The organism is Geothrix limicola (assembly GCF_030268085.1).
Classification (GTDB): domain Bacteria; phylum Acidobacteriota; class Holophagae; order Holophagales; family Holophagaceae; genus Geothrix; species Geothrix limicola.
Genome location: NZ_BSDE01000001.1, coordinates 1,113,570 through 1,132,826, shown reverse-complemented (window position 1 = coordinate 1,132,826; position 19,257 = coordinate 1,113,570). Strand labels below are relative to the sequence as shown.

Annotated in this window: 21 protein-coding genes; 10 read left to right on the top strand and 11 right to left on the bottom strand. The window is 67.4% G+C overall.

All coding sequences use genetic code 11. From position 1 onward, the window contains the following. Nucleotides 1-96 precede the first annotated feature (96 nt). The 3 genes from QSJ34_RS04875 to QSJ34_RS04865 form a co-directional block, all read right to left on the bottom strand. Complete coding sequence (locus tag QSJ34_RS04875; protein WP_285571086.1) at nt 97-747, bottom strand: NAD(P)H-dependent oxidoreductase; 651 nt, start codon at nt 745-747, stop codon at nt 97-99. Nucleotides 748-776: 29 nt separating this feature from the next. Next, nucleotides 777-1,097 carry a thioredoxin gene (gene trxA / locus QSJ34_RS04870; RefSeq protein WP_285571083.1) on the bottom strand — a complete coding sequence of 107 codons (321 nt, stop codon included), beginning with the start codon at nt 1,095-1,097 and terminating at the stop codon, nt 777-779. Between the two features lie 71 nt (nt 1,098-1,168). Then, the gene (locus QSJ34_RS04865) at nt 1,169-1,720 is read right to left on the bottom strand and encodes a flavodoxin family protein (protein WP_285571080.1); all 552 of its coding nucleotides are present in this window, start codon (nt 1,718-1,720) and stop codon (nt 1,169-1,171) included. A 104-nt stretch (nt 1,721-1,824) separates the two neighbouring features. Between QSJ34_RS04865 and QSJ34_RS04860 the strand changes: the two genes are divergently transcribed. Further along, complete coding sequence (locus tag QSJ34_RS04860; protein WP_285571077.1) at nt 1,825-2,223, top strand: winged helix-turn-helix transcriptional regulator; 399 nt, start codon at nt 1,825-1,827, stop codon at nt 2,221-2,223. A gap of 237 nt (nt 2,224-2,460) precedes the next feature. Here the strand turns inward: QSJ34_RS04860 and QSJ34_RS04855 are convergent, their stop codons facing one another. The 6 genes from QSJ34_RS04855 to QSJ34_RS04830 all read right to left on the bottom strand — a co-directional run bounded on the left by QSJ34_RS04855 (nt 2,461) and on the right by QSJ34_RS04830 (nt 9,293). Further along, a complete protein-coding gene (locus QSJ34_RS04855) occupies nt 2,461-3,003 on the bottom strand; it encodes a nucleotidyltransferase family protein (protein WP_285571072.1) in 543 nt (180 codons plus the stop codon). A gap of 8 nt (nt 3,004-3,011) precedes the next feature. Further along, nucleotides 3,012-3,989, bottom strand: a complete 978-nt coding sequence (locus QSJ34_RS04850) for an XdhC family protein (protein WP_285571069.1) — start codon at nt 3,987-3,989, stop codon at nt 3,012-3,014. A gap of 7 nt (nt 3,990-3,996) precedes the next feature. Further along, the gene (locus QSJ34_RS04845) at nt 3,997-6,153 is read right to left on the bottom strand and encodes a xanthine dehydrogenase family protein molybdopterin-binding subunit (protein WP_285571066.1); all 2,157 of its coding nucleotides are present in this window, start codon (nt 6,151-6,153) and stop codon (nt 3,997-3,999) included. Further along, nucleotides 6,150-6,623: a (2Fe-2S)-binding protein gene (locus QSJ34_RS04840; protein WP_285571063.1), complete on the bottom strand. Its 474-nt coding sequence runs from the start codon at nt 6,621-6,623 to the stop codon at nt 6,150-6,152. Before QSJ34_RS04840 ends, QSJ34_RS04845 begins: the two co-directional genes overlap by 4 nt. 67 nt (nt 6,624-6,690) lie before the next feature. Continuing rightward, nucleotides 6,691-8,835 (bottom strand): xanthine dehydrogenase family protein molybdopterin-binding subunit, encoded by a 2,145-nt coding sequence (locus QSJ34_RS04835; RefSeq protein ID WP_285571060.1) that lies wholly within the window; start codon nt 8,833-8,835, stop codon nt 6,691-6,693. Then, nucleotides 8,832-9,293 carry a (2Fe-2S)-binding protein gene (locus QSJ34_RS04830; RefSeq protein ID WP_285571057.1) on the bottom strand — a complete coding sequence of 154 codons (462 nt, stop codon included), beginning with the start codon at nt 9,291-9,293 and terminating at the stop codon, nt 8,832-8,834. Before QSJ34_RS04830 ends, QSJ34_RS04835 begins: the two co-directional genes overlap by 4 nt. Nucleotides 9,294-9,421: 128 nt before the next feature. Here QSJ34_RS04830 and QSJ34_RS04825 point away from each other — a divergent pair, with 128 nt between their 5' ends. The 8 genes from QSJ34_RS04825 to QSJ34_RS04790 all read left to right on the top strand — a co-directional run bounded on the left by QSJ34_RS04825 (nt 9,422) and on the right by QSJ34_RS04790 (nt 16,042). Next, nucleotides 9,422-9,952 (top strand): flagellar biosynthetic protein FliO, encoded by a 531-nt coding sequence (locus tag QSJ34_RS04825; protein ID WP_285571055.1) that lies wholly within the window; start codon nt 9,422-9,424, stop codon nt 9,950-9,952. Between the two features lie 38 nt (nt 9,953-9,990). Continuing rightward, on the top strand, nt 9,991-10,719 hold the full coding sequence (gene fliP, locus QSJ34_RS04820) for a flagellar type III secretion system pore protein FliP (RefSeq protein WP_285571054.1): 729 nt from the start codon (nt 9,991-9,993) through the stop codon (nt 10,717-10,719). Further along, nucleotides 10,716-10,994: a flagellar biosynthesis protein FliQ gene (fliQ, locus tag QSJ34_RS04815; protein ID WP_285571051.1), complete on the top strand. Its 279-nt coding sequence runs from the start codon at nt 10,716-10,718 to the stop codon at nt 10,992-10,994. Before fliP ends, fliQ begins: the two co-directional genes overlap by 4 nt. Before the next feature lie 7 nt (nt 10,995-11,001). Beyond that, entirely contained in the window at nt 11,002-11,787 is a 786-nt protein-coding gene (locus tag QSJ34_RS04810; protein WP_285571048.1) for a flagellar biosynthetic protein FliR, read from the top strand. A gap of 1 nt (nt 11,788) precedes the next feature. After that, nucleotides 11,789-12,844, top strand: coding sequence for a flagellar biosynthesis protein FlhB (gene flhB / locus QSJ34_RS04805; protein ID WP_285571044.1), 1,056 nt, complete (start codon nt 11,789-11,791; stop codon nt 12,842-12,844). A gap of 67 nt (nt 12,845-12,911) precedes the next feature. After that, the gene (locus QSJ34_RS04800) at nt 12,912-13,559 is read left to right on the top strand and encodes a response regulator (RefSeq protein ID WP_285571043.1); all 648 of its coding nucleotides are present in this window, start codon (nt 12,912-12,914) and stop codon (nt 13,557-13,559) included. Further along, entirely contained in the window at nt 13,556-15,337 is a 1,782-nt protein-coding gene (locus QSJ34_RS04795; RefSeq protein WP_285571041.1) for a tetratricopeptide repeat protein, read from the top strand. The genes QSJ34_RS04800 and QSJ34_RS04795 overlap by 4 nt, the downstream gene beginning before the upstream one ends. Before the next feature lie 126 nt (nt 15,338-15,463). Continuing rightward, the gene (locus QSJ34_RS04790; protein WP_285571038.1) at nt 15,464-16,042 is read left to right on the top strand and encodes a peptidylprolyl isomerase; all 579 of its coding nucleotides are present in this window, start codon (nt 15,464-15,466) and stop codon (nt 16,040-16,042) included. Here QSJ34_RS04790 and QSJ34_RS04785 read toward each other — a convergent pair. Then, complete coding sequence (locus QSJ34_RS04785) at nt 16,035-16,679, bottom strand: lipopolysaccharide kinase InaA family protein (protein WP_285571036.1); 645 nt, start codon at nt 16,677-16,679, stop codon at nt 16,035-16,037. The genes QSJ34_RS04790 and QSJ34_RS04785 overlap by 8 nt on opposite strands. Nucleotides 16,680-17,034: 355 nt before the next feature. Here QSJ34_RS04785 and QSJ34_RS04780 point away from each other — a divergent pair, with 355 nt between their 5' ends. Beyond that, nucleotides 17,035-18,150 (top strand): TIGR03936 family radical SAM-associated protein, encoded by a 1,116-nt coding sequence (locus QSJ34_RS04780; protein WP_285571033.1) that lies wholly within the window; start codon nt 17,035-17,037, stop codon nt 18,148-18,150. Here QSJ34_RS04780 and ftsW read toward each other — a convergent pair. Then, the gene (gene ftsW / locus QSJ34_RS04775) at nt 18,142-19,257 is read right to left on the bottom strand and encodes a putative lipid II flippase FtsW (RefSeq protein ID WP_285571030.1); all 1,116 of its coding nucleotides are present in this window, start codon (nt 19,255-19,257) and stop codon (nt 18,142-18,144) included. The genes QSJ34_RS04780 and ftsW overlap by 9 nt on opposite strands.

Sequence of the window (19,257 nt, the reverse complement as noted above, 5' to 3'; positions counted from 1 at the left end):
AACCGGAGGACGCGGAGAAAAAAATTCCTCTACATTCTCGGCCTGCTCAGCGTATCTCTGCGAGTGTCTAGAACCTTATTGCTTCGCCAGACCGGCTCAGCGGTGGTCGACGATGTCCTTGGCCTCGAAGCGGACCTTCGCGACGGTGGCGTATTTGTCATCGGCCGCGCGGTAGCCCACGGGGCAGGCGGAGACGGTGGCGTAACCCGTGCCCTTGAGGCCGAGGATCTCGTCGTATTTGGCGGGATCGATGCCTTCGAAGGGGCAGGCGTCGATGCCGAGCAGGGCGGCGGAGGTCAGCAGGTTGCCCATGGCGATGTAGGTCTGGCGGGCGGCCCACTCCTGGATGATGGCGTGGCGGGGGCCGTTCACGAGATCGCCCATCATGAAGCCCTTGTAGCCGGCCAGGCTTTCCACGGAGGCGCCGCGCACCTCGGCGATGCGGGAGATGAAGCGGTCCACATCGCCTTCGGTGACGTCTTCCTTGGCGGCAAAGACCACGAGGTGGCTGCAATCCTCGACCTGGGACTGGTTCCAGGAGGCGGGGCGCAGCTTGGCCTTGAGGGCGGGGTCGGTGACGATGATGAACTTCCAGGGCTGCAGACCGTAGCTGGAGGCGGTGAGGATCAGGGCCTCTTCGAGCACGGCCCAGTCTGCGGCGGAAATCTTCTTCGTGGCGTCGAACTTCTTGGTGGCGTAGCGCCAGTTCAGCTGTTGGAGCAGGCTCTCGCCCGAGATGGTGTTCATGGGTTCCTCTGATGCAGATGGGAGATGGGTTACAGGGCCTGCTCGATGCGGGCCCGCAGCTCGTCGATGGGCAGCGCGCCCACGATGCGGTCGATGGCCTCGCCGTCCTTGAAGATCACGAGGGTCGGCATGCTCAGCACGTCGTACTGCTCGGACAGGGGTGTGAAGTCGTCCACGTTCAGCTTGGCGAAGGCGATCTTGCCGGTGAATTCGGCGGCGAGGGTTTCGGTGATGGGAGCCAGTTCACGGCAGGGAGCGCACCAGGGAGCCCAGAAATCCACGACGGTGACGCCGCGGGCCACGGCCCCGGTGAAGGTCGTATCGGTCAGGTGCTGGATGAGGTCAGACATGCCTTGACTCCTGGTTCGGCCCCCAGAATAACGGATTTGGAGGCATTCTCAGTCATGACAATATCCGCGGCTCAGGAGACTTTGGCCCAGCGCGCCGTGGCGGTGGCGAGGCGGTGGCCCAGCCGCTCCGCGCTCTTGCGGTCGGCGGCGTTGGGTTCGACCTCGGGCGCCACCTGGCCGGCCTGGGCCATGACACCGGAGAAGCTGCCAAGGCGGTTGATGCCTTCCTCGTTGTAGGGCATTTCGGCGTTGCCCACCCAGACCATGCCGTGCTGCATGGCGAAGATCATGAGGGACTGCAGGGTGTTCAGCTTGTCGCCGCTGGGGCTGCCGCTGATGGTGAAGCCGGCCGCCAGCTTGTCCTTCCACTTCTGCTCGAACCAGGCCTTGGAGCTGGCGTCCATGAAGGTCTTGAAGGGGCCACTCACGTTGCCCATGTAGGTGGGGCTGCCGAAGACGATGGCATCCGCGGCCTCCAGATCCGCCCAATGGGCATCGACTTCTTCGACGGAAATGAGGCGGGCCTTGGTGCCGGGCACGGATTCCGCGCCGGCCTTCACCTGCTCGGCCACGACCTTGGTATGGCCAAAGCCGCTGTGGTACACGATGGCGATCTGGGACATGTTCGCTCCTGTGCGGGCGCTTGCATTCGGATGGCCCGTGACCCAAACTTTAGGTGCTTACAATCGAAAAGAAAGTAGGCACTATTTTGGAAGGTAGGCACCCAATGGTTAGTAAGGCATGCACCCTCGCTCCCAACGTCCTCAGCGCCCAGTGCCCCACGCGGCAGGCCCTGGATCTCATCGCAGACAAGTGGACCACGCTGCTGATCTACCTGCTGTCGAAGGGGAAGCAGCGCTACGGCGACCTCCACCGGCAGGTGGGCGGCATCAGCCAGAAGATGCTCACCCAGACCCTGCGCAAGCTGGAGCGCGACGGCCTGGTCACGCGCCACGTCTACCCCGAAGTGCCCCCGCGCACGGAATACGAATTGACCAAGCTGGGCCACACCCTCATCGGCCCCCTGGGCGCGCTCTGCGAGTGGGCGGGCGCGCACCTGGCGGAGCTGGAGCAGGCCCGCAAGCGCTACGACCACCTGCAGAAGAAGCCCAGCCTCAGCGCCTGATGTCGTCCGGGGGGGAGGCTCCGCCTCTGCGAGCCGCGCAGCGGAAGCAGGAGCCTCGCGGGAGCGAGGCGCTAGGCGGAGGCCTGCTCGCTTTGCTCGCGATGTCCCCCCGAGCCCTCGCGCTTCGGCCGGGCAAAGCCCGCCCTCAGCGCCTGATGTTCTCCGAGGGGACCGCCTGCTCGCTCTGCTCGCGATGTCCCCCCGGGCCCCCGCGCTTCGGCCGGGCAAAGCCCGCCCTCAGCGCCTGAGTCGCTCCAGATCCTCGGGGGTGTCCAGATCCGTTCCGCCGCCGGGGAAAGGCAGGGTGGCGGCGCCTTCGCGCAGGAGGATGACCTTGGCTCCCCGGTCGCCTTCCAGCGCAAGTAGGGCCGGGAACAGCCGCCGGGGAAAGAGGGCGGGGATGCCGAGGGTTCCCGCGTAGGCGCAGGCCGCGGGACGTGATGGGTCCTTCTGGAACAGGGCCTGGAGATCGCGCAGCAGCGCCGCATCCACCAGGGGCTGGTCCACCGTGAGCAGCAGGACCGCCTCTACTCCGGCCTCGAGGGCAGTGATACCGATTCGGATGGAGCTGGCCATGCCGGTGGCCGCGTCGGGGTTGGGAAGGCACCGCGCCTCCAAGCCCAGCTGGCCCGAATCCTCAGGATTCGTTACGGCGATCACCGGTGAACATCCCGAGGCCAACGCGACCTTCACGGCGCGCCGCAGCAGGGTTTCCCCTTCGAATTCGAGCTGGGCCTTGGGGCGACCCATGCGGCGGCCCGCGCCGGCGGCGAGGATCACGGCCGCCGTCATATCGCGGAGACAGGCGTGCGGGCAGCCTTGAGAGGACCGCCGATGCGTCCCTGGAAGCAGGCCTGAATTTCAGCCAGCACCGCGAGGGCGATGGTTTCGGGATCCTCAGCGCCGAGGTCCAACCCCACGGGGCTGTGCAGGCGGGGGCCGCAGTCGACGCCCTCCGCGGCCAGGTCCGCCATCATCTTCGCGCTCCGGGCGCGGCTGCCCATGAGGCCGAGATAGCCCGCGTCGGAGCGGCCCAGCAGACGCAGGGCTTCGAGATCCTTCAGGTAGTTGTGGGTCATGAGCACCACGGCGCTCCGGGAATCCAGCACCAGCTCGGGAACCCGCTGGGCGGGGTGGCCCGAAAGCACCTGGTCGGCCTCGGGGAAGCGCTCCGCGCGGGCGAAGGCGGGGCGGTGATCCAGCAGCCCTACCTCCCATCCGAGTTCCTTGGCCAGCCGCAGGAGGGGCCGGCTGTCATCACTGGCCCCCAGGATCCAGAGCGAGACCGGCGGCTGGATGGTCTCCTGCGTTTCATCCGCACGGGGCTTCTCTCCGGGCTCAAGACGACGGCGCGAGAAGCCGCTTTCCAGGGAGGTGGCCAGCCGGAGGGGATGGCGATGTCGGATCACCGCTTCGAGCCAGCCGATCCATTCGGGAGGAGCGCCGGGATCGATGCGTTCCACCAGGATGTCCAGGACGCCTTCACAGCCGCTGCCGCTGCCCCAAACCAGGTCGATCTCGCCGCGAAGGTCGTAGCGCAGCAGGCGCGGCAGACCATCGGCGAGGATTTCGTTGGACCGGGCCAGCACCTCGCCTTCGAGGCAGCCTCCACTGAGGGATCCGCGCAACACCTGGTCGCCGTCCGTGAGTAGGCGCGAACCTGGCCTGCGATAGCTGGATCCTTCGACGCGCAGCAGGGTGGCGAGGGCCAGAGGCCGGTTGCTGTCCCGGATCAAGACCAGGATGTCCTGGAGTTCTTTGTGCATGAGGGGATTATGCCCTCCGGAGCGGCTTGGGGAGCAGGGGCAGGCTGCGCAGCCGCTTTCCCGTGGCGGCGAACACGGCATTGCCCACGGCGGGCGCGAGGGGCGGCAGACCAGGTTCCCCCACGCCGCCCGGAGGCAGGTCGCTCGGAACAATGTGGACTTCGATCTTCGGCATGTTGGGCATCAGCAGCATGGGCTGGTCTAGGAAGCTCGTGGCGGTCACGCGGCCGGCCTTGATGGCGATCTCGCCGTAGAGGGCGGCGCTGAGGCCGAAGGCGATGCCGCTTTCCATCTGGGCTTTCACGTTGCGGGGGTTCAGCACCATGCCGCAGTCCACGGCGCAGACCACGTGGCGCACGTGGATGGGGCCATCCGCCTCCGCTTCCACTTCGGCCACCTGGGCCACGTAGGTGCCGCAGTCGAGGTAGGCGTGGGCGGCGATCCCGCGGCCCCAGCCCTTGGGCAGCTTGCGGGTCCGCCATTCGGATTTCGCCGCGGCCAGCTCCAGCACCGCGCGGTAGCGTGCCGGATCGAAGGTGTCCCGGCCCAATTGGCGCGGGGCTTTCGGGAGGTGGTCGAGGCGGAAGTCCAGCGGATCCTTCCCGGCCGCGTGGGCCAGTTCATCCCAGAAGCACTCGGTGACGAAGGGGTTGAAGCTGGCGGGCACCGCGCGCCAGAACCAGAGGGGCACGGGCGTGTCGCTCTGTCCCCACTCCACCTGCAGGTTCGGGATGTCGTAGGCCAGGTCCGACGCGCCGGAGAGCTCGGCGGCTTCCGGGGGCCAGGGGAAGTGGTTCGAGGCGGCGATGGAACCTCCGACGAACCGGTGGAGCCAGGCCAGCGGCCGGCTCTGGCCATCCAACCCCGCTTCCAGTTCATGCAAGGTGGCGGGGCGGTATCCGTCGTGCTGAAAATCATCGGGCCGCGTCCACTGCACCTTCACGGGCGCGCCCGCGGCCTTGGAACAGGCCACGGCGTCGGCGATAAAATCCGACATGGCACGACGGCCGAAACCTCCGCCCGCCAGCGTCACCTGGATCTCGATCTGCTCGGCCTTCAGGCCCGTGATCGCCTGGACGGAGGGCAGGGCCATGCCCGGCGCCTGGGTGGGAGCCCAAACCTTGCAGCGATCCGCCTTCACGTCGGCCACGGCCACCATGGGCTCCATGGTGGCGTGGGCCAGGAAGGGCGCGTCGTAGGTGGCCTTGATGCGCTTGGCCGCCGCGGGCAGCGCCTGGGCCGGGTCACCCTCCTTCCGCACCACCTTGCCCGCGCTTTTCAGGCGGGCTTCGAACTGTCGGCGGATGGAGGCGCTGTCCACCTGGGCGGCCGGGCCTTCCTCCCATTGCACCTTGAGGGCCTGGCGCCCCTGGAAGGCGGACCAGGTGTCTTCGGCGAAGACCGCCACGCCGCTGGGCACCTGCAGCACCTGCTTCACGCCGGGCACCTTGAGGGCCGTCGAGGCGTCGAAGGATTTCACCTTTCCGCCAAATACCGGGCAGCGCTCGATGCTGGCCACCAGCATGCCCGGCAGGTGGATGTCCGTGGCGAACTGGGCACGCCCGGTGACGATATCGGGCCCGTCCAGACGCGGGATGTTCTTGCCGAGGATCCGGAAATCCTTGGTGGCCTTCAGGGGCGGATCCGCGGGCGGCGTGAGGGCGGCAGCCTTGGCCACCAGGTCGCCGAAGCCCAGGTCGCGGTGACTGGGCGGATGCTGGATGCGGCCCGACCGGGCGAGGCACTCGGCCTTGGGGACGCCCCAGCTGTCGGCGGCGGCTTGCAGGAGCATCTCCCGGGCCTGGGCGCCGACCTTGCGCAGGGCCTGGGTGGTGCTGCGGGTGGTCTGGCTGCCGCCCGTGACGCCGAGATCCCCGAACTTCGGATCCGTGGAGGCCTGCAGGACCTTGACCTTGGACCAGTCGGCTTCGAGTTCTTCGGCGATGGCCATGGCCATGCTGGTGCGGACGCCCTGTCCGATTTCCGCCCGGGTGGCCCAGACCGTGACCGAGCCGTCCCCATCGATGCGGAGCATGCCGTTGGGTTCGAAGGATCCAACGGCAGGAGGGGCCGCCGCAGGGGCGTGCTTGGCGTCCAGGGGCAGGTAGAAGGCCAGGGACAGGCTTCCAACGGTCTTGATGAAATCGCGGCGGGTGGTGCTCATGGGATCACCTCCCTGCGTTGGCCCGCGGCCGCATGGACGGCCTCCCGAATTCTCAGGTAGGTGCCGCAGCGACAGGCGTTCCGGCCCAGCGCGTGGTCGATGTCCGCGTCCGAGGGGTGGGGATTTTTCGCCAGCAGGGCGGCGGCGGTCATGATCTGGCCCGTCTGGCAGTACCCGCATTGGGCCACGTCCAGCTCGACCCAGGCCTTCTGCAGGGGATGGGCGCCGTGGGGATCCAACCCTTCGATGGTGGTGATGTGTCTGCTGCCGACATCGCCCAGGCGCGTCTTGCAGGACCGGACGGGCGCGTCCCCCAGGTGGACCGTGCAGGCGCCGCAGAGTCCCTGCCCGCATCCGAACTTGGTGCCGGTCAAGCCCAGGCGGTCGCGCAGCACCCAGAGCAGGGGCATCTCCGGCGAGGCTTCCACGCGATGGGATTGACCGTTGACCGTCAGGGTGAACGCCGCCATGGGGCACCTCCGGTTGTAGGATCGGCCCACATCCTACGCCGGAAGCCAGACCCGCGGCAGCGGAATGTCAGATGGCCGAAAGATCCACGGGCACTTTGCGGATGCGCTTGCCGGTGGCGGCGAAGACGGCGTTGAGGACGGCGGGGATGGCGAGCGGCACGGGGGGTTCGCCGATGCCCGAGGGCGCTTCGGCGCTTTGCACCACGTGGGTTTCGACCTCGGGCATGTCGCCCAGGCGGAGCAGGGGGAACTCCTGGTAGCCGGTCTGGACCGTGTGGCCCTTCTCCCAGGTGATCTGGGTGAACAGGGCCGAGAGCCCGAAGGCGATGCCGCCTTCCACCTGGGCTTCAAGCCCTGCGGGATTCACGACGAATCCGCAGTCCACGGCGCAGGTGACCTTGTGGATGCGAAGCTGACCCTTTTCCACCGAAACCTCGGCCACCTCGGCGGCATAGGTGCGGCCGTCGTAGGCGTGGCAGGCCAGGCCCAGGCCGCGTCCCGCGGGCAGCTTGCGGCCCCAGCCCGCCTTTTCGGCAGCGACCTGCAGCACCTTCTTCAGGCGGCGGATGTCGGCCTCGTCGCGGCCGAACTTCACGAGACCTTGGTTTCCCAACAGGTCGAGGCGCAGTTGAAGGGGGTCTTTGCCCACGGCGTGGGCCACCTCGTCGAAGAAGCATTCCCGGGCGAAGACGTTGGGCACGATCTCGATGCCGCGCCACCAACCCAGCGGCGTGGGAGCCGCGACTTCGGCGTAGTCCACGCGGATGGCCGGAATGGCGTAGGGGATGTCGAGGGCGCCGTTGGCCTCGGCCAGGACCTGGGAGGGCGTCTTCTGGCCGACCCAGGAATGGAGGATGGAGGGTCCGGCGATGCGGTGGGCCCAGGCCGTGAGGGCGCCGCTGGCATCCAGGCCCGCCCGCAGGCGGTGCAGAGTGGCCGGATGGTGGAGGTCGTGGCGGAAATCATCCTCGCGGTCCCACACCACCTGGATGGGGCCGCCGCCGGCGGCCTTGGCCACCTGGGCGGCCTCGGTGCTGAAGTCGGTGCCGAGGCGCCGGCCGAAGCCACCGCCGATGAGGGCCACGTTCACCTTCACCTGTTCGGGCTTGAGGCCCAGGGCCGCGGCGGCGGTGGCTTGGGCCTTGTTGGGCGATTGGCTGCCGGTCCACATCTCTGCACCCTCGGGCCGGATCTGCACGGTGGCGTTCATGGGCTCGACGGTGGCGTGGGCCTGGTACGGGAAGCTGTACTCCGCTTCGAGCACCTTGGCCGCTGCCACTAGGGCTTTCTCGGCGTCGCCCTGCTTCCGGGCCTCCTCGCCGGGACCCGTGAGGGCCTCGCGCATGAAGGTCTCCAGGTCGGCGGAATTGAAGTCCTGGGCCGAGCCCAGCTCCCAGGTGGTGTCGGCCGCGAGGCGCTCGCGCCCCTTGAGCGCGGCCCAGGTATTCGTTGCGATCACGGCGATCCCCGTGGGCACCTTCACTACGTCGACCACGCCCGGGACCTCCAGGGCCTTGCCGGCATCCCAGGCCATGGGCCGTCCTGTGCAGACCGTGGACCGCAGCACGGCGGCGAAGCGCTGGCCGGGCCGGCGCACGTCGAGGCCGAAGATGGCCTTGCCCGTGACGATGTCGGGACCATCGAAGCGCGGCGTGCGCTTGCCCAGCAGGCGGTAGTCCCTGGGGGATTTCAGGGACGGATCCTTGGGCACGGGCAGCTTGGCGGCGGCTTCGACGAGGGCGCCATAGCCCAGCTTCTGGTTGCCGGGGCCCAGCACGAATCCCTTCTCGGTGCGGCAGGACTTGAGGTCGACGTTCCACCGGGCCGCGGCGGCGGCCTTCAGCATCTCGCGGGCGGTGGCGCCGGCCTTTCTCAGGGTGCCCCAGGTGCTGCTCACGCTCGTGCTGCCGCCGGTCTGCATGGACTTGAAATCAGGTCCGGGATTGGCGTTGATCACCTCGACCTTCGCCCAGTCGAGATCCATCTCCTCGGCCACAACCAGGGGCAGGGCCGTACGCACGCCCTGGCCCATCTCCGTCTTGGGCACGGTGATGCGCACGGTGCCGTCGGGCCGGACGGCGAGGAAGGCGTTGGGCGCGAATTCGGGCGCGGCGGCCGCGCCGGGCCGGGTCTTGGCGTCCAGGCGCAGGCCGAGCACGAGCCCCGCCCCCGCGACGCCGGCGATCTTGAGGAAGTCGCGGCGGTCCGTCATTTCACACCTCCCGCGGCCCGCTTCACGGCTTTCCGCACGCGCGGGTAGGTGCCGCAGCGGCAGACGTGATCGGCGAAGGCCTCGTCGATGTCGCCGTCGCTGGGATGGGCCTTGCGCTTGAGCAGGGCGGCGGCGCTCATGATCATGCCGGGCTGGCAGTAGCCGCACTGGGCCACGTCCTCGGTTATCCAGGCCTTCTGCACGGGATGGGAGCCATCCTTGGAGAGGCCCTCGATGGTGACGATGCTGTGCCCGGCGGCCTCCTTCAGGCTGGTCTGGCAGGATTTCTGGGCCTTGCCATCCACGTGGACGGTGCAGGATCCGCAGACCCCCTGTCCGCATCCGAACTTGGTGCCCGTGAGGCCGAGGGTGTCCCGGAGAATCCACAGGAGGGGGGTGTCGGCCTCGGCATCCACGGTGCGGGTGCGGCCGTTCACGGTGAGCTGGTACGAAGGCATGGCAGCTCCATAACATCGTGAGGTGAGGGTTACACCCTACGCCCCTGGGGGGCCAGGCGCAACGGTGGGCCGGGTTCCGGCCCTGGCATCCCTCTCGCCCCTCTCCCCTGCTGTGTCGGGAGTTTGTCGTGCTGCGACGGATGGTGCTTTCCCTTGGATTGACGGTGGGCCTGGGTCTTGGGGCCCAGGCGGCCGATCGCCCGGCGCCCCCGCCGACGGCGGCGGAGAAGGAATTGCAGGCTCCCTTGACGCTGGAGGACGGAAAACCGACGCAGGGCCAGGCCGTGAGTGCCCCGCCCTCGGGCCTGCGGGCCTTCGGCTCGCTGGTGCTGGTGCTCGGCCTTGCCGGCCTCAGCCTCTGGGCCCTGAAGAAGTATGGTCGCGGACGCCTGCCCGGCAGTGGCGGCGGCAAGCTGCGGGTCGAAGAAACCCTGGCCCTGGGGGACCGTCGCTTTGTTTCCATTCTGGACGTGGAAGGCGAGCGCTTCCTCATCGCCATGACCCCTCAGGGCATCAACCTCGTATCGCGCCTGGATCCCACGGAGCGGGGCGAAACCGGAACCTTCGACGAAGCCTTGAATCGCCAAGTGGACCTGGGGCGTCCGGTGCCCGTGAGGGAGATGGAGGCCATGCTCAAGCAGGGCGGGGGTGCCCAGTGAACCGGCCCGGCTGCCGCTCGTTTAGCCGCTGGATTCCCATGGTTCTGCTGCTGCTGGCGGGCCTGAGCCTCTGCGCCCAGCAGGCGGCGCCGCTGCCTTCGGTGACCGTGGATTTCGGCAAGACGCCCTCGGGCCCGGCGCTCAGTTCCAGCCTGCAGGCCATGCTGCTGCTGACGGTGCTGACCCTGGCGCCCACCATCCTCATGACGGCCACCAGCTTCACCCGCATCACGGTGGTGCTTCATTTTCTGCGGCAGGGCCTGGGCCAGCAGCAGACGCCTTCGAACCAGGTGCTCATCAGCCTGTCGCTGGTGCTCACCTTCTTCATCATGGCCCCCACCGCGCGGGAGATTAACAGCACGGTGATCCAGCCCCTGCAGCGCAACGAGCTGACCACCGAACAGGCGCTGGACCGCACGTCGGCCCCGCTGAAGGTGTTCATGCTGCGCTACACGCGGAAGAAGGACCTGTCGCTCTTCCTGGGCATCGCCAAGGCTCCGGCCCCGAAAACCAAGGCCGATGTGCCCATGGAATGCCTGCTGCCGGCCTTCCTCATCAGCGAGCTGAAGACCGCCTTCGAGATCGGCTTCATGATCTTCCTGCCCTTCCTCATCGTCGACATGGTGGTGGCCAGCATCCTGCTCAGCATGGGCATGATGATGCTGCCACCCGTGACCATTTCGCTGCCTTTCAAGGTGCTGCTGTTCGTGCTCGTCGACGGCTGGTACCTCATCGTCGGGTCGCTCGTGAAGGGATACACGGGATGAACGAACTGCTGATCGCTCAAATCGGAAAAGACGCCCTCAGGACCGCGTTGATGGTGGCCGGGCCGGCCCTCGTCGTCTCGCTGGTGGTGGGCATCATGATCTCGGTGTTCCAGGTGGTGACGAGCCTCCAGGATCAGACCATCGCCTTCGTGCCCAAGGTCATCGCCGTGATGCTGGTGGTCGCCATCAGCTTCCCCTGGATGATGCAGGTGATGTCCCAATTCACCACGCGCATGTTCACCGAATTCAATGCCGTCGTGCGCCAGATGACCTGAGCCCGCCGTGACGCCGACTCTGTCGAACCCCGGGATCTGGGCCTTCACGGGCGCCAAGGCGGCCCTCTGGGTGCTGCTGCTGACGCGCATCACGGGGCTGCTGGCGACGTTGCCGATCCTCGGTTCCGAGCAGATGCCCATGCAACTGCGCGCGGCCCTGGCCGCCCTGCTGGCGACGGTGCTTCTGCCCGTGATCCATCTGCCGGCCTCGATGCCCACGGGTCTGGTGGACCTGGTGGGGCTGATGGCCTCTGAGCTGGCCATCGGACTTCTCCTGGGCACGGTGGTGGCCTGGATCCTCGAAGCGGTGGCCTTCGCGGGCTCCATCATGGATACCCAGATGGGCTTTTCCTTTGTCCAGATCCTCGATCCGGCCACCTCGCAGAGCACTTCCATTTCAGGCTCGCTGATGATGCAGATGGCGACCCTGATGGTCTTCGTCACGGGCCTCCACCACCAGATGATCCTGGCGCTGGTGGACAGCTACCGCGTGGCGCCCATGGGGCAGGGGATCCCCTTCCAGGCCGTGGGTTTCGTCGTCCTCATCGGACAGCTTCTGGCCAAAGGCTTCCAGCTCGCCTTCCCGGTGGTGGCCGTGCTGTTCATGCTGGACCTGACCCTCGGTATCTCCGGCAAGTTCATGCCCCAGCTCCAGCTCCTGCAGCTGAGCTTTCCGCTGAAGATCGCCTTCGGCACGATCATCCTCGGCTTCGTGCTGCGGGAGCTCGGCCCCTGGCTGACACCCCTGCTGGAGGCCGCCCCGCGGCTCAGCCTGAAGCTGCTCGGAGGCTAGGGTGGCCCAGGATCCCGGCAAGACCGAGAAAGCCACCCCCAAACGGCGCCAAAAGGCGCGCGAGGAGGGATCGGTCCCCCGCAGCTCCGACTTCGACGGGGCCGTCCTGCTCTGGGGGAACTTCTTCCTCTTCCTGTCCCTGGGTGGGGCCACGCTGGCCCTGATGACCAAGCAGGTGGCCCATTTCCTCCAGCTGGCCCAGCCGGGCGCGCTGGAGGAGGCGGGTCGCGTCACCCTGCTCACGGATGTGCTCACGATCCTCGGACGGCTGCTGCTGCCCTTCCTGGCCCTCAACCTGCTGGTGGCGCTGGCCTCGGGCTTTGCGCAGCGGGGGTTCAGCTTCAGCGCCAAGCCGCTGCAGCCCAAGTTCGACCGGCTGAACCCGGCCCAGGGGTTTCGCCGCATCTTCTCGGCCCGGGCCTTCGTGGAGCTGATCAAGAGCCTGGCCAAATTCGGGCTTCTCGCCTGGGTCGCCTACCTGGTGCTGACGCCCCGGCTGCCGCTGCTTCTGGCCACGCTGAAGCTCCCGCTGGGCCAGTCCCTGGACATCTTCCAGAGCGCCGTGTTCGCCCTCTACCGGAACGTGATGCTGGCCATGCTGGTGATCGCCGTGTCGGATTTCGCCTGGCAGCGCTTTTCCTGGGAGAAGAGCATCCGCATGACCAAGCAGGAGGTGAAGGACGAAGTGAAGGACGCGGACGGAAGCCCGGAAATCAAGCAGAAGCAGAAGGCCATCATGATGGCCGCGGCCCGCCGCCGCATGCTGGCCGAGGTGCCGAAGGCGACGGTGGTGGTGACGAACCCCACCCACGTGGCGGTGGCCTTGAAATACGACGAGAAGACCGCGGCGCCCGTCTGCGTGGCCAAGGGGCTGGACCACCTGGCGCTCAAGATCCGCGAGAAGGCCAAGGAATCCGGCGTGCCCATCCTGGAGCGCCCCGAACTGGCCCGCGCCCTCTACCGCACCGTGGAGGTGGAGAAGCCCATTCCCCGCGACCTCTACCAGGCCGTGGCCCAGGTGCTCGCCTTCGTCTACCGCCTGAGGGGGGCCGCATGAATCCCGGGCTCCTGCTCCCAAAAATATCTGCCGAAAGGGTATTGTTAGGCCAGCCCGAGGAACGCCCTTGACCCGCCCCATCGTCCCGCCCCACCTCCCAGCTCCCAGCCTGCTGCTGGTCGATGACGATCCCATGCCCCGGGAGACCCTCTCGACCCTGTTGTCGGCCGAGGGATTCCAGGTGGTGACGGCCTCCACGGGCGAAGAAGCTGAACGCAAGCTCAAGGCTGAACAGCCGCCCTTCGACCTGGTCATCACGGATCTGGTCATGCCCGGAAAGACGGGCATGGACGTGCTGAAGTGCGCCTTGAATCGGAATCCCAGTTGCACGGTGCTCGTGCTCACGGGCTTCGGCAGCGTGCGGGAAGCCACCGAGGCCATGGAACTGGGCGCCTTCGATTTCGTCACGAAGCCGATGCAGATCGATCAGTTCCGCAACACGCTGCGGCGGCTCATGGAGCGCCGCACCCTCACCCACGAGCGGGACGAACTGAGAGAGAAGGTGAAGGCCCTGTCCGAACGGGCCGAACGCCTGGAGACCACTCTCGGCCGGATGGAGATCCTCGCCAATTCGATGGCGCCGACCAATGTTCCCAGCAGCAATGATGCACTGGCGGATCTGGAACGGCTGGCGGCCCTCAAGGGCAAGGGCCTGCTCTCGGATGAGGAGTTCGCCCAGGGGAAGAAGAACCTGCTGGCCCGGTGGCTTTCATGAACCTGGTGCGGCACTGCGCGGCCTGGTCCTGGCTGCTGGTGGTGCCCTTGGCGGCCCAGTCCGGAACGGCGCCGCAGCCCGCCCGGGCCGCGAGCGGGCGGATGACCGACGCTCAGGCCGCGGAGCTGGCCAAGGGGGCTCTCGGCGCGGGTGATCCGGCCTCCATCCGGGCTGCGCTCACCCGGCTGCGGGGACACACCTTCAAGAACAGCCGGGTTCCCGAGCGGGAGCTGGTGCTCTACGCCCAGGGCATCCTCGAGGCGCGTCTCGGCAACCTGTCCGCGGCCACCGTGGCCTTGAAGAAACTCGAAAAGCAGTGGCCCAAATCCCCCTTCATGGGCGAGGCGCAGGTCATCCTCGCGGAAGACGCCGTGGCCAACCGGCGCTACAAGGAAGCGGAAGGGCGCCTGCATCAGGCCCTGGCCTCGGACATCCCCTCCGAACAGAAGCGCAAGCCGCAGGAGTTGCTGATCTGGACGCTGGCGGAACAGGAACGCCACCAGGAGGCGCTGCCCATCGTGCAGTCCCTGCGTCCGCTCGAAGGCAATGAGCGGCCCAGCGAGCGGGGCTTGGCCGCCATAGTCGAGGTGCTCTCCACCGCGGGTGAGAAGGAACAGGCCCAGGGCAGCCTGAAGGATTTCCAGAATCTCTTTCCCAACAGCGCCCTGATGCCCAGGGTCGATCTGGCCTGGGCCCGCCTGCTGGGCCGCTCGGGCAACGCGGCCGAGGCGGCGCAGATCTTCCGCAAACTCATCCAGGATCATCCGGAATCCAGTCAGGCCGACGATGCCCGGCTGGCCCTGGCGAACCTGCTGACAGACGGTAGCCTGCCGGACACCAAGGGGCTTCCCAGCGCGGAATCGCTGCTGGCCGAGGTCCGCAGAGGCGGAAAGGGCCTGCCCAAAGGCACGGCCCAGATCGTGGAGCTGCGTCTGTTCGTCGAGAAGACGCTGTGGGAGGAGGCCCTCAACCTCGTGGACCGCATGGACAACACCCTGCGCGAAGGGCAGCCCGAAGTGAAGAAGCTCTGGACCCAGGCCTGGCGATCCTGGGTGGGGCAGCGCCTGGAGAAGGGGTTTCCCGGCGAACTGCTCACGCGCCTGAAAGCCGGCACCTTCGGGGCGCTGGATGCCAAGCTGCGCACGGGCGTCGTCGAACTCCTCGCCGAACGCGGCCTGCTGGACCTGCTGCCCCGCCTGTTGCCGGAGGCCCCCGCCGCCGAACGCGCCGGCCTGCGCAAGGCCGCCCTGGCCAAGGTGCAGCCCGAGGCCCAGCCGCAGGCCCTGCTTCGGATGCTGCCCGCGAAAGGGGACACCGCTGACGAGGCCCTGCAGCGGGCGCGGGCCGAGGCCGCCCAGGAACACTGGGCGCCGCTGCGGGCCGCGCTGCCCCGCGCGAAGGCCGGGCCCGAACGCATCCAGGCCGTGCTGCGCCTCCTTCAGCGTCCCATCCAGCCTCCGGACACCACGGCCAAGCGGCTCGCCGAGGCCGAAGGCTTTCTTTCGCGCGCCCCGGAAAAGGGCGAGGTTCGCGAACCTCTGATGATCCTCGTGGCGGACCTCCGGCTGCAGCTGGGCGACGCCAAGGGCGCCCTGGCGATGTATCCCGCGAAGGCGGCGGCGTCGGAGCAGCGGGGCTGGGTGGCCCTCATGCGGGCCCAGGCCCTGATGAAGCTGGGGCAGCGGGAGCAGGCCAAGGCGCTCATCAAGGATGCCCGCGACGAGCAAGGCTTCAAGGGACAGCGGGACGCCCTCGCCAAGAGCCTGGGCGCCTACTGAGCGATCAGACGTGGTGGCCGGGCTTGGCCGGACACCGCGTGGGAGCACGCAGAGGGCAAAGCGTCCCGGGTGGTGTCCCTCGTTCATGTCAGTCCGGGTATCCTGGGGCATCCCCCGGAGATCCTGATGCGCCACCTGATCGCCGTCTTTCTGTTCGCTGCCGCGCTCGGCCTCTGCGCCGCGCCCAAGCCGAAGGTGAAACTGACCACCTCCATGGGCGTGATCGTGATGGAGCTGGAGCCCGACGCCGCGCCGAAGACCGTGGAGAACTTCCTGAAGTACGTGAGGAAGGGCCAGTACAAGGGCACCATCTTCCACCGCGTCATCAACGGCTTCATGATCCAGGGCGGCGGCTACGTGGAGTATCTCGGAAAGAAGCGGACCGACAATTCGATCCTCAACGAGGCCGACCGCGCCACGGCCGCCGGCCTCAAGAACAAGCGCGGCACGGTGGCCATGGCGCGCACGCCGGATCCCCACAGCGCCGCCGCGGAGTTCTTCATCAACGTCGTGGATAATCCGGCCCTGGACTTCAAGGCCAAGACCAACGACAAGACCTGGGGCTACTGCGTGTTCGGAAAGGTCATCCAGGGCATGGACGTGGTCGACCGCATCAAGGCCGTGAAGACGAGCAACAAGCGCAGCGACTTCCTGAACCTGCCGGTGAAGCCCGTGGTCATCAAGGACGCCGTCGAAATCAAATGATCCCGAAGGCTTCGGGCGGCGCGCCGAGCTTGCGCAGGCTGCGCTCCAGACGGGCGCGGTAGCGCGTCCGGAGATCCGCACTCCGCGACTCGCTCGGAGGCTCGAAGCGGGCCCGGTCCCAGTCCAGGAACAGCGCACCGCCGTCGGGCGGCAGCATCACGTTGGTGGCATTGAGGTCCGGCGACCACAGGCCCCAGTCGCAAAGCGAACCGATGGCGCGACCAATAGCTTCAGCCCGGGGGATGCTGAGGTCCCAGCGCCGGGGCCAGGCTTCACCTTCCGCCATGCGGGTGATGAGCACGCCCTCGACGCCGAGGCCGCTGGGCCGCCAGGCGTAGCCGAGCGGTTCCACCGTGGGGAATCCGGCTTCCCACAAGCCGCGGTGCACGGCGTGCTCGGCAGCGAAGCGGAGGTGCGAGCGGTAGGTCTTTTCATTGAGATGGCGTAATAAACCGCCCCGCCGGTAGGGCCTCAGCACCAGGTCGCCCACGCGGAAGATGCCTCCGCGTCCGAACACGCCCGAGAGCGCAACGGGATCACCCGACGGGACGATGCCTCCGGGCGTGCAGACGCGCCAACCGCCGCCGAGTCCAGGCAGGTCGAGGTTCAGGCGGCAACCGAGCGGATGCAGCGGCACACCGGGCTCGAAGGGCCAAGCAGGTGGCAGGGGAGGAACGATGTAGGGGGAATGGATCATGGTGTGGGTTGTAGCTTGACGCTTCTTTGCGAAGAAGGCAAAGGAAGGGTGGTGGAACGAACCCGCGATGGTTTGTCAACCCGGAGATGATCCGCACACCTGCCACCAAAAATGGGCACGGACCCAAGTGGCTTGTGCTGAAAGGAATTTCTCGGATTCGACCTCCGGCTTCCCACAGAGGATGTGGAAATCGCCCCTCGATCGGGTTGTTCAGAAGGTTTTTTTTACCGCTTTCTGCAGGGCGGAGTCGGTTCCTTTCCGCACCGGGTCTTTCGCGAATCACTATGCTGAAGAAGTGAGCGCCCGAACGTCCCATCCCTCCATTCCCGCCGAGGCCCTGGCCCGCCAGGCTCGGCTCGGCGCCGCGCTCCATGCGATGGAAACGGTCGGGCCCAGTCTTGAACCGGCCTGTCTGCAAGTGCTTCGATCCGGGATCGCCACGGGCGCTTTACCGGATCAAGAAATCTGGATCCAGACCCTCCAGCGGGAAGACCTAGTGGAAGAGGCCGCCGAGCTGCTTCGCGCTTCGCGGCGAGGGGCGGAAGATCTGGCGCTGATCCAATCGCTGGGCTCCAGGTTGGTGCCGCTGGCGGCCAAGGCCCAGCAGCGGCGCACGGCGCTCTGGCAGCTCGATACCCGCCGCACGCGCGTTCGCCTGGAATACGCGAAAGAAAACAGTGTCGTGGGCTTTGATGACGGAGACCTGCACGCCCTCTTCATCCAGGCATTCCGATTGGAAGGCCTGCCATTGGCGCTGGATCTCGGCAAGCGGCCCCGTCCCCTCCTGAGCATGGGGTGTCCCCTTCCTGCGGGTGTCGGCGGCCAGGCGGAATACATGGACGCGGCGCTGAAGCAGGAGCCGGCGGAGGATCCGGCGCAGGTGATGGCGCGCCTGAACCGTCGCCTGCCGGATGGGTTGAGGATCCATGCGTGGAATGTGCTCCCAGGATTCGCTTCCGAGATCGGCGACCTGGCCTTGCGCTCGCTGTGGCGCTGGGAGGTGCCGGCAGATCAGCGCGCCGCGGCCGAAGCGAAAACCGCCGCCTTCCTCGCGGCCGAAAGCTGGCCCTGGGACCGGGGAACCGCCAAGGCTGATGCGTCCCTCGACCTTCGCAGCCTCATCACCTCGATGCATTGGGAAAGCGACGCGCTCTGCTTCGCCACGCGCATGGGCGCCTTCCAGGCGATCAACCCGCTCAAGATGCTGGGCGCCCTGCTGGGCCTCGATCCCGCCAGCCTCACGGGCCTGGTGCGCCAGTCTGTGGAACTCAAGCCGGATGCCCGGATGGGCCAGGCCGAACGCTTCGAACCCAAGCTGAAGAACATGTACGAGGACGCCGTGCTGCTGGGTGGCGGGTCGAACATCGTGCTCGTGGATGACGATGACGACGAGCCGATCCGGCTAGGCTGAGGCGTCCTTGCTGATGGACAGCAGTAGGCCCAGGCAGATGAGGCTGGCGATGAGGCTGTTGGGACCGAAGGAGATGAAGGGCAGGGGGATGCCCTTGTTCGGCGCCAGCGAGAGCACCACGCTCATGTTCATCATGGCCTGCACCACCAGCAGCAGCACGAAGCCCATGGCGCACAGCTTCAGGTAGCCGTCGCCCACGCGGCGCGCGATGCGGTAGCCGCGCCAGAGGATGGCGACGAAGAGCACGAGGATGGCGATGGTGCCGATCATGCCGGATTCCTCGGCGATCACCGCGTAGATGAAATCCGTGTGGGCTTCGGGCAGGTAGAACAGCTTCTGCTTGCCACCGCCGAGGCCGACGCCCATGAAGCCGCCGTTGCCGACGGCCACGAGGCTCTGGATGGCCTGGTGCCCCTTGCCGAGCGGATCCGCCTCGGGATTGAGGAAGCTGGTGACGCGGGCCAGGCGGTAGGGCGACAGCACGACGAAGGCCGTGCCGAGGGCGCCGAGAATGGGAATCGCCACGGCGAAGATCCACTTCGGCGCGCCGCCGAGGAACACCACCATGAGGGCCACGAAGACGATGAGGAAGGTGGTGCCGAAATCGGGTTCGCGCAGGATCAGCGCCAGGGGCACGAGCAGGATGCCGGCGAGGCCCAGCAGCTTCGGCAGGGCGTCGCGGCGATTCGTCCAGGCCTCGCGGTGGCGGATCATCCATGCGGCGGAGAGCAGCACGGAGAGCGGCTTGAACAGCTCCGAAGGCTGGATGCTCATGGGACCGAGCCGGAGCCAGCGGTGGGCACCGTTCACCTTGGGCCCGATGACCAGCACGGCAAGCAGCAGTCCGATGAGGATGAAGTAGGCCGCCATGAGGGGGCGCTGGTGATCCTGCAGGATGGCCAGGTCCACCTGGGACAGGGCCAGCATGAAGGCAATGCCGATGGCGCCGCCCATGAGCTGGCGGGTCAGGAAGGCGGTGGCGGCTGCGTGGTTCTGCGAGGCCTTGATGGCCGAGGCCGAGTAGATCCAGACCATGCCGATCGCCACCAGGGCCAGCGCGAAGAGCACCAGCCAGCGATCCACGGGACGGCGGACGTCGGCGGCCAC

What these genes read in the sequence shown, in the direction of transcription:
- QSJ34_RS04875 (WP_285571086.1), bottom strand. Translation starts at nt 747, where the DNA reads ATGAACACCATCTCGGGCGAGAGCCTGCTCCAACAGCTGAACTGGCGC.
- trxA (WP_285571083.1), bottom strand. Translation starts at nt 1,097, where the DNA reads ATGTCTGACCTCATCCAGCACCTGACCGATACGACCTTCACCGGGGCC.
- QSJ34_RS04865 (WP_285571080.1), bottom strand. Translation starts at nt 1,720, where the DNA reads ATGTCCCAGATCGCCATCGTGTACCACAGCGGCTTTGGCCATACCAAG.
- QSJ34_RS04860 (WP_285571077.1), top strand. Translation starts at nt 1,825, where the DNA reads ATGGTTAGTAAGGCATGCACCCTCGCTCCCAACGTCCTCAGCGCCCAG.
- QSJ34_RS04850 (WP_285571069.1), bottom strand. Translation starts at nt 3,989, where the DNA reads ATGCACAAAGAACTCCAGGACATCCTGGTCTTGATCCGGGACAGCAAC.
- QSJ34_RS04845 (WP_285571066.1), bottom strand. Translation starts at nt 6,153, where the DNA reads ATGAGCACCACCCGCCGCGATTTCATCAAGACCGTTGGAAGCCTGTCC.
- QSJ34_RS04840 (WP_285571063.1), bottom strand. Translation starts at nt 6,623, where the DNA reads ATGGCGGCGTTCACCCTGACGGTCAACGGTCAATCCCATCGCGTGGAA.
- QSJ34_RS04835 (WP_285571060.1), bottom strand. Translation starts at nt 8,835, where the DNA reads ATGACGGACCGCCGCGACTTCCTCAAGATCGCCGGCGTCGCGGGGGCG.
- QSJ34_RS04830 (WP_285571057.1), bottom strand. Translation starts at nt 9,293, where the DNA reads ATGCCTTCGTACCAGCTCACCGTGAACGGCCGCACCCGCACCGTGGAT.
- fliP (WP_285571054.1), top strand. Translation starts at nt 9,991, where the DNA reads ATGGTTCTGCTGCTGCTGGCGGGCCTGAGCCTCTGCGCCCAGCAGGCG.
- fliQ (WP_285571051.1), top strand. Translation starts at nt 10,716, where the DNA reads ATGAACGAACTGCTGATCGCTCAAATCGGAAAAGACGCCCTCAGGACC.
- QSJ34_RS04795 (WP_285571041.1), top strand. Translation starts at nt 13,556, where the DNA reads ATGAACCTGGTGCGGCACTGCGCGGCCTGGTCCTGGCTGCTGGTGGTG.
- QSJ34_RS04790 (WP_285571038.1), top strand. Translation starts at nt 15,464, where the DNA reads ATGCGCCACCTGATCGCCGTCTTTCTGTTCGCTGCCGCGCTCGGCCTC.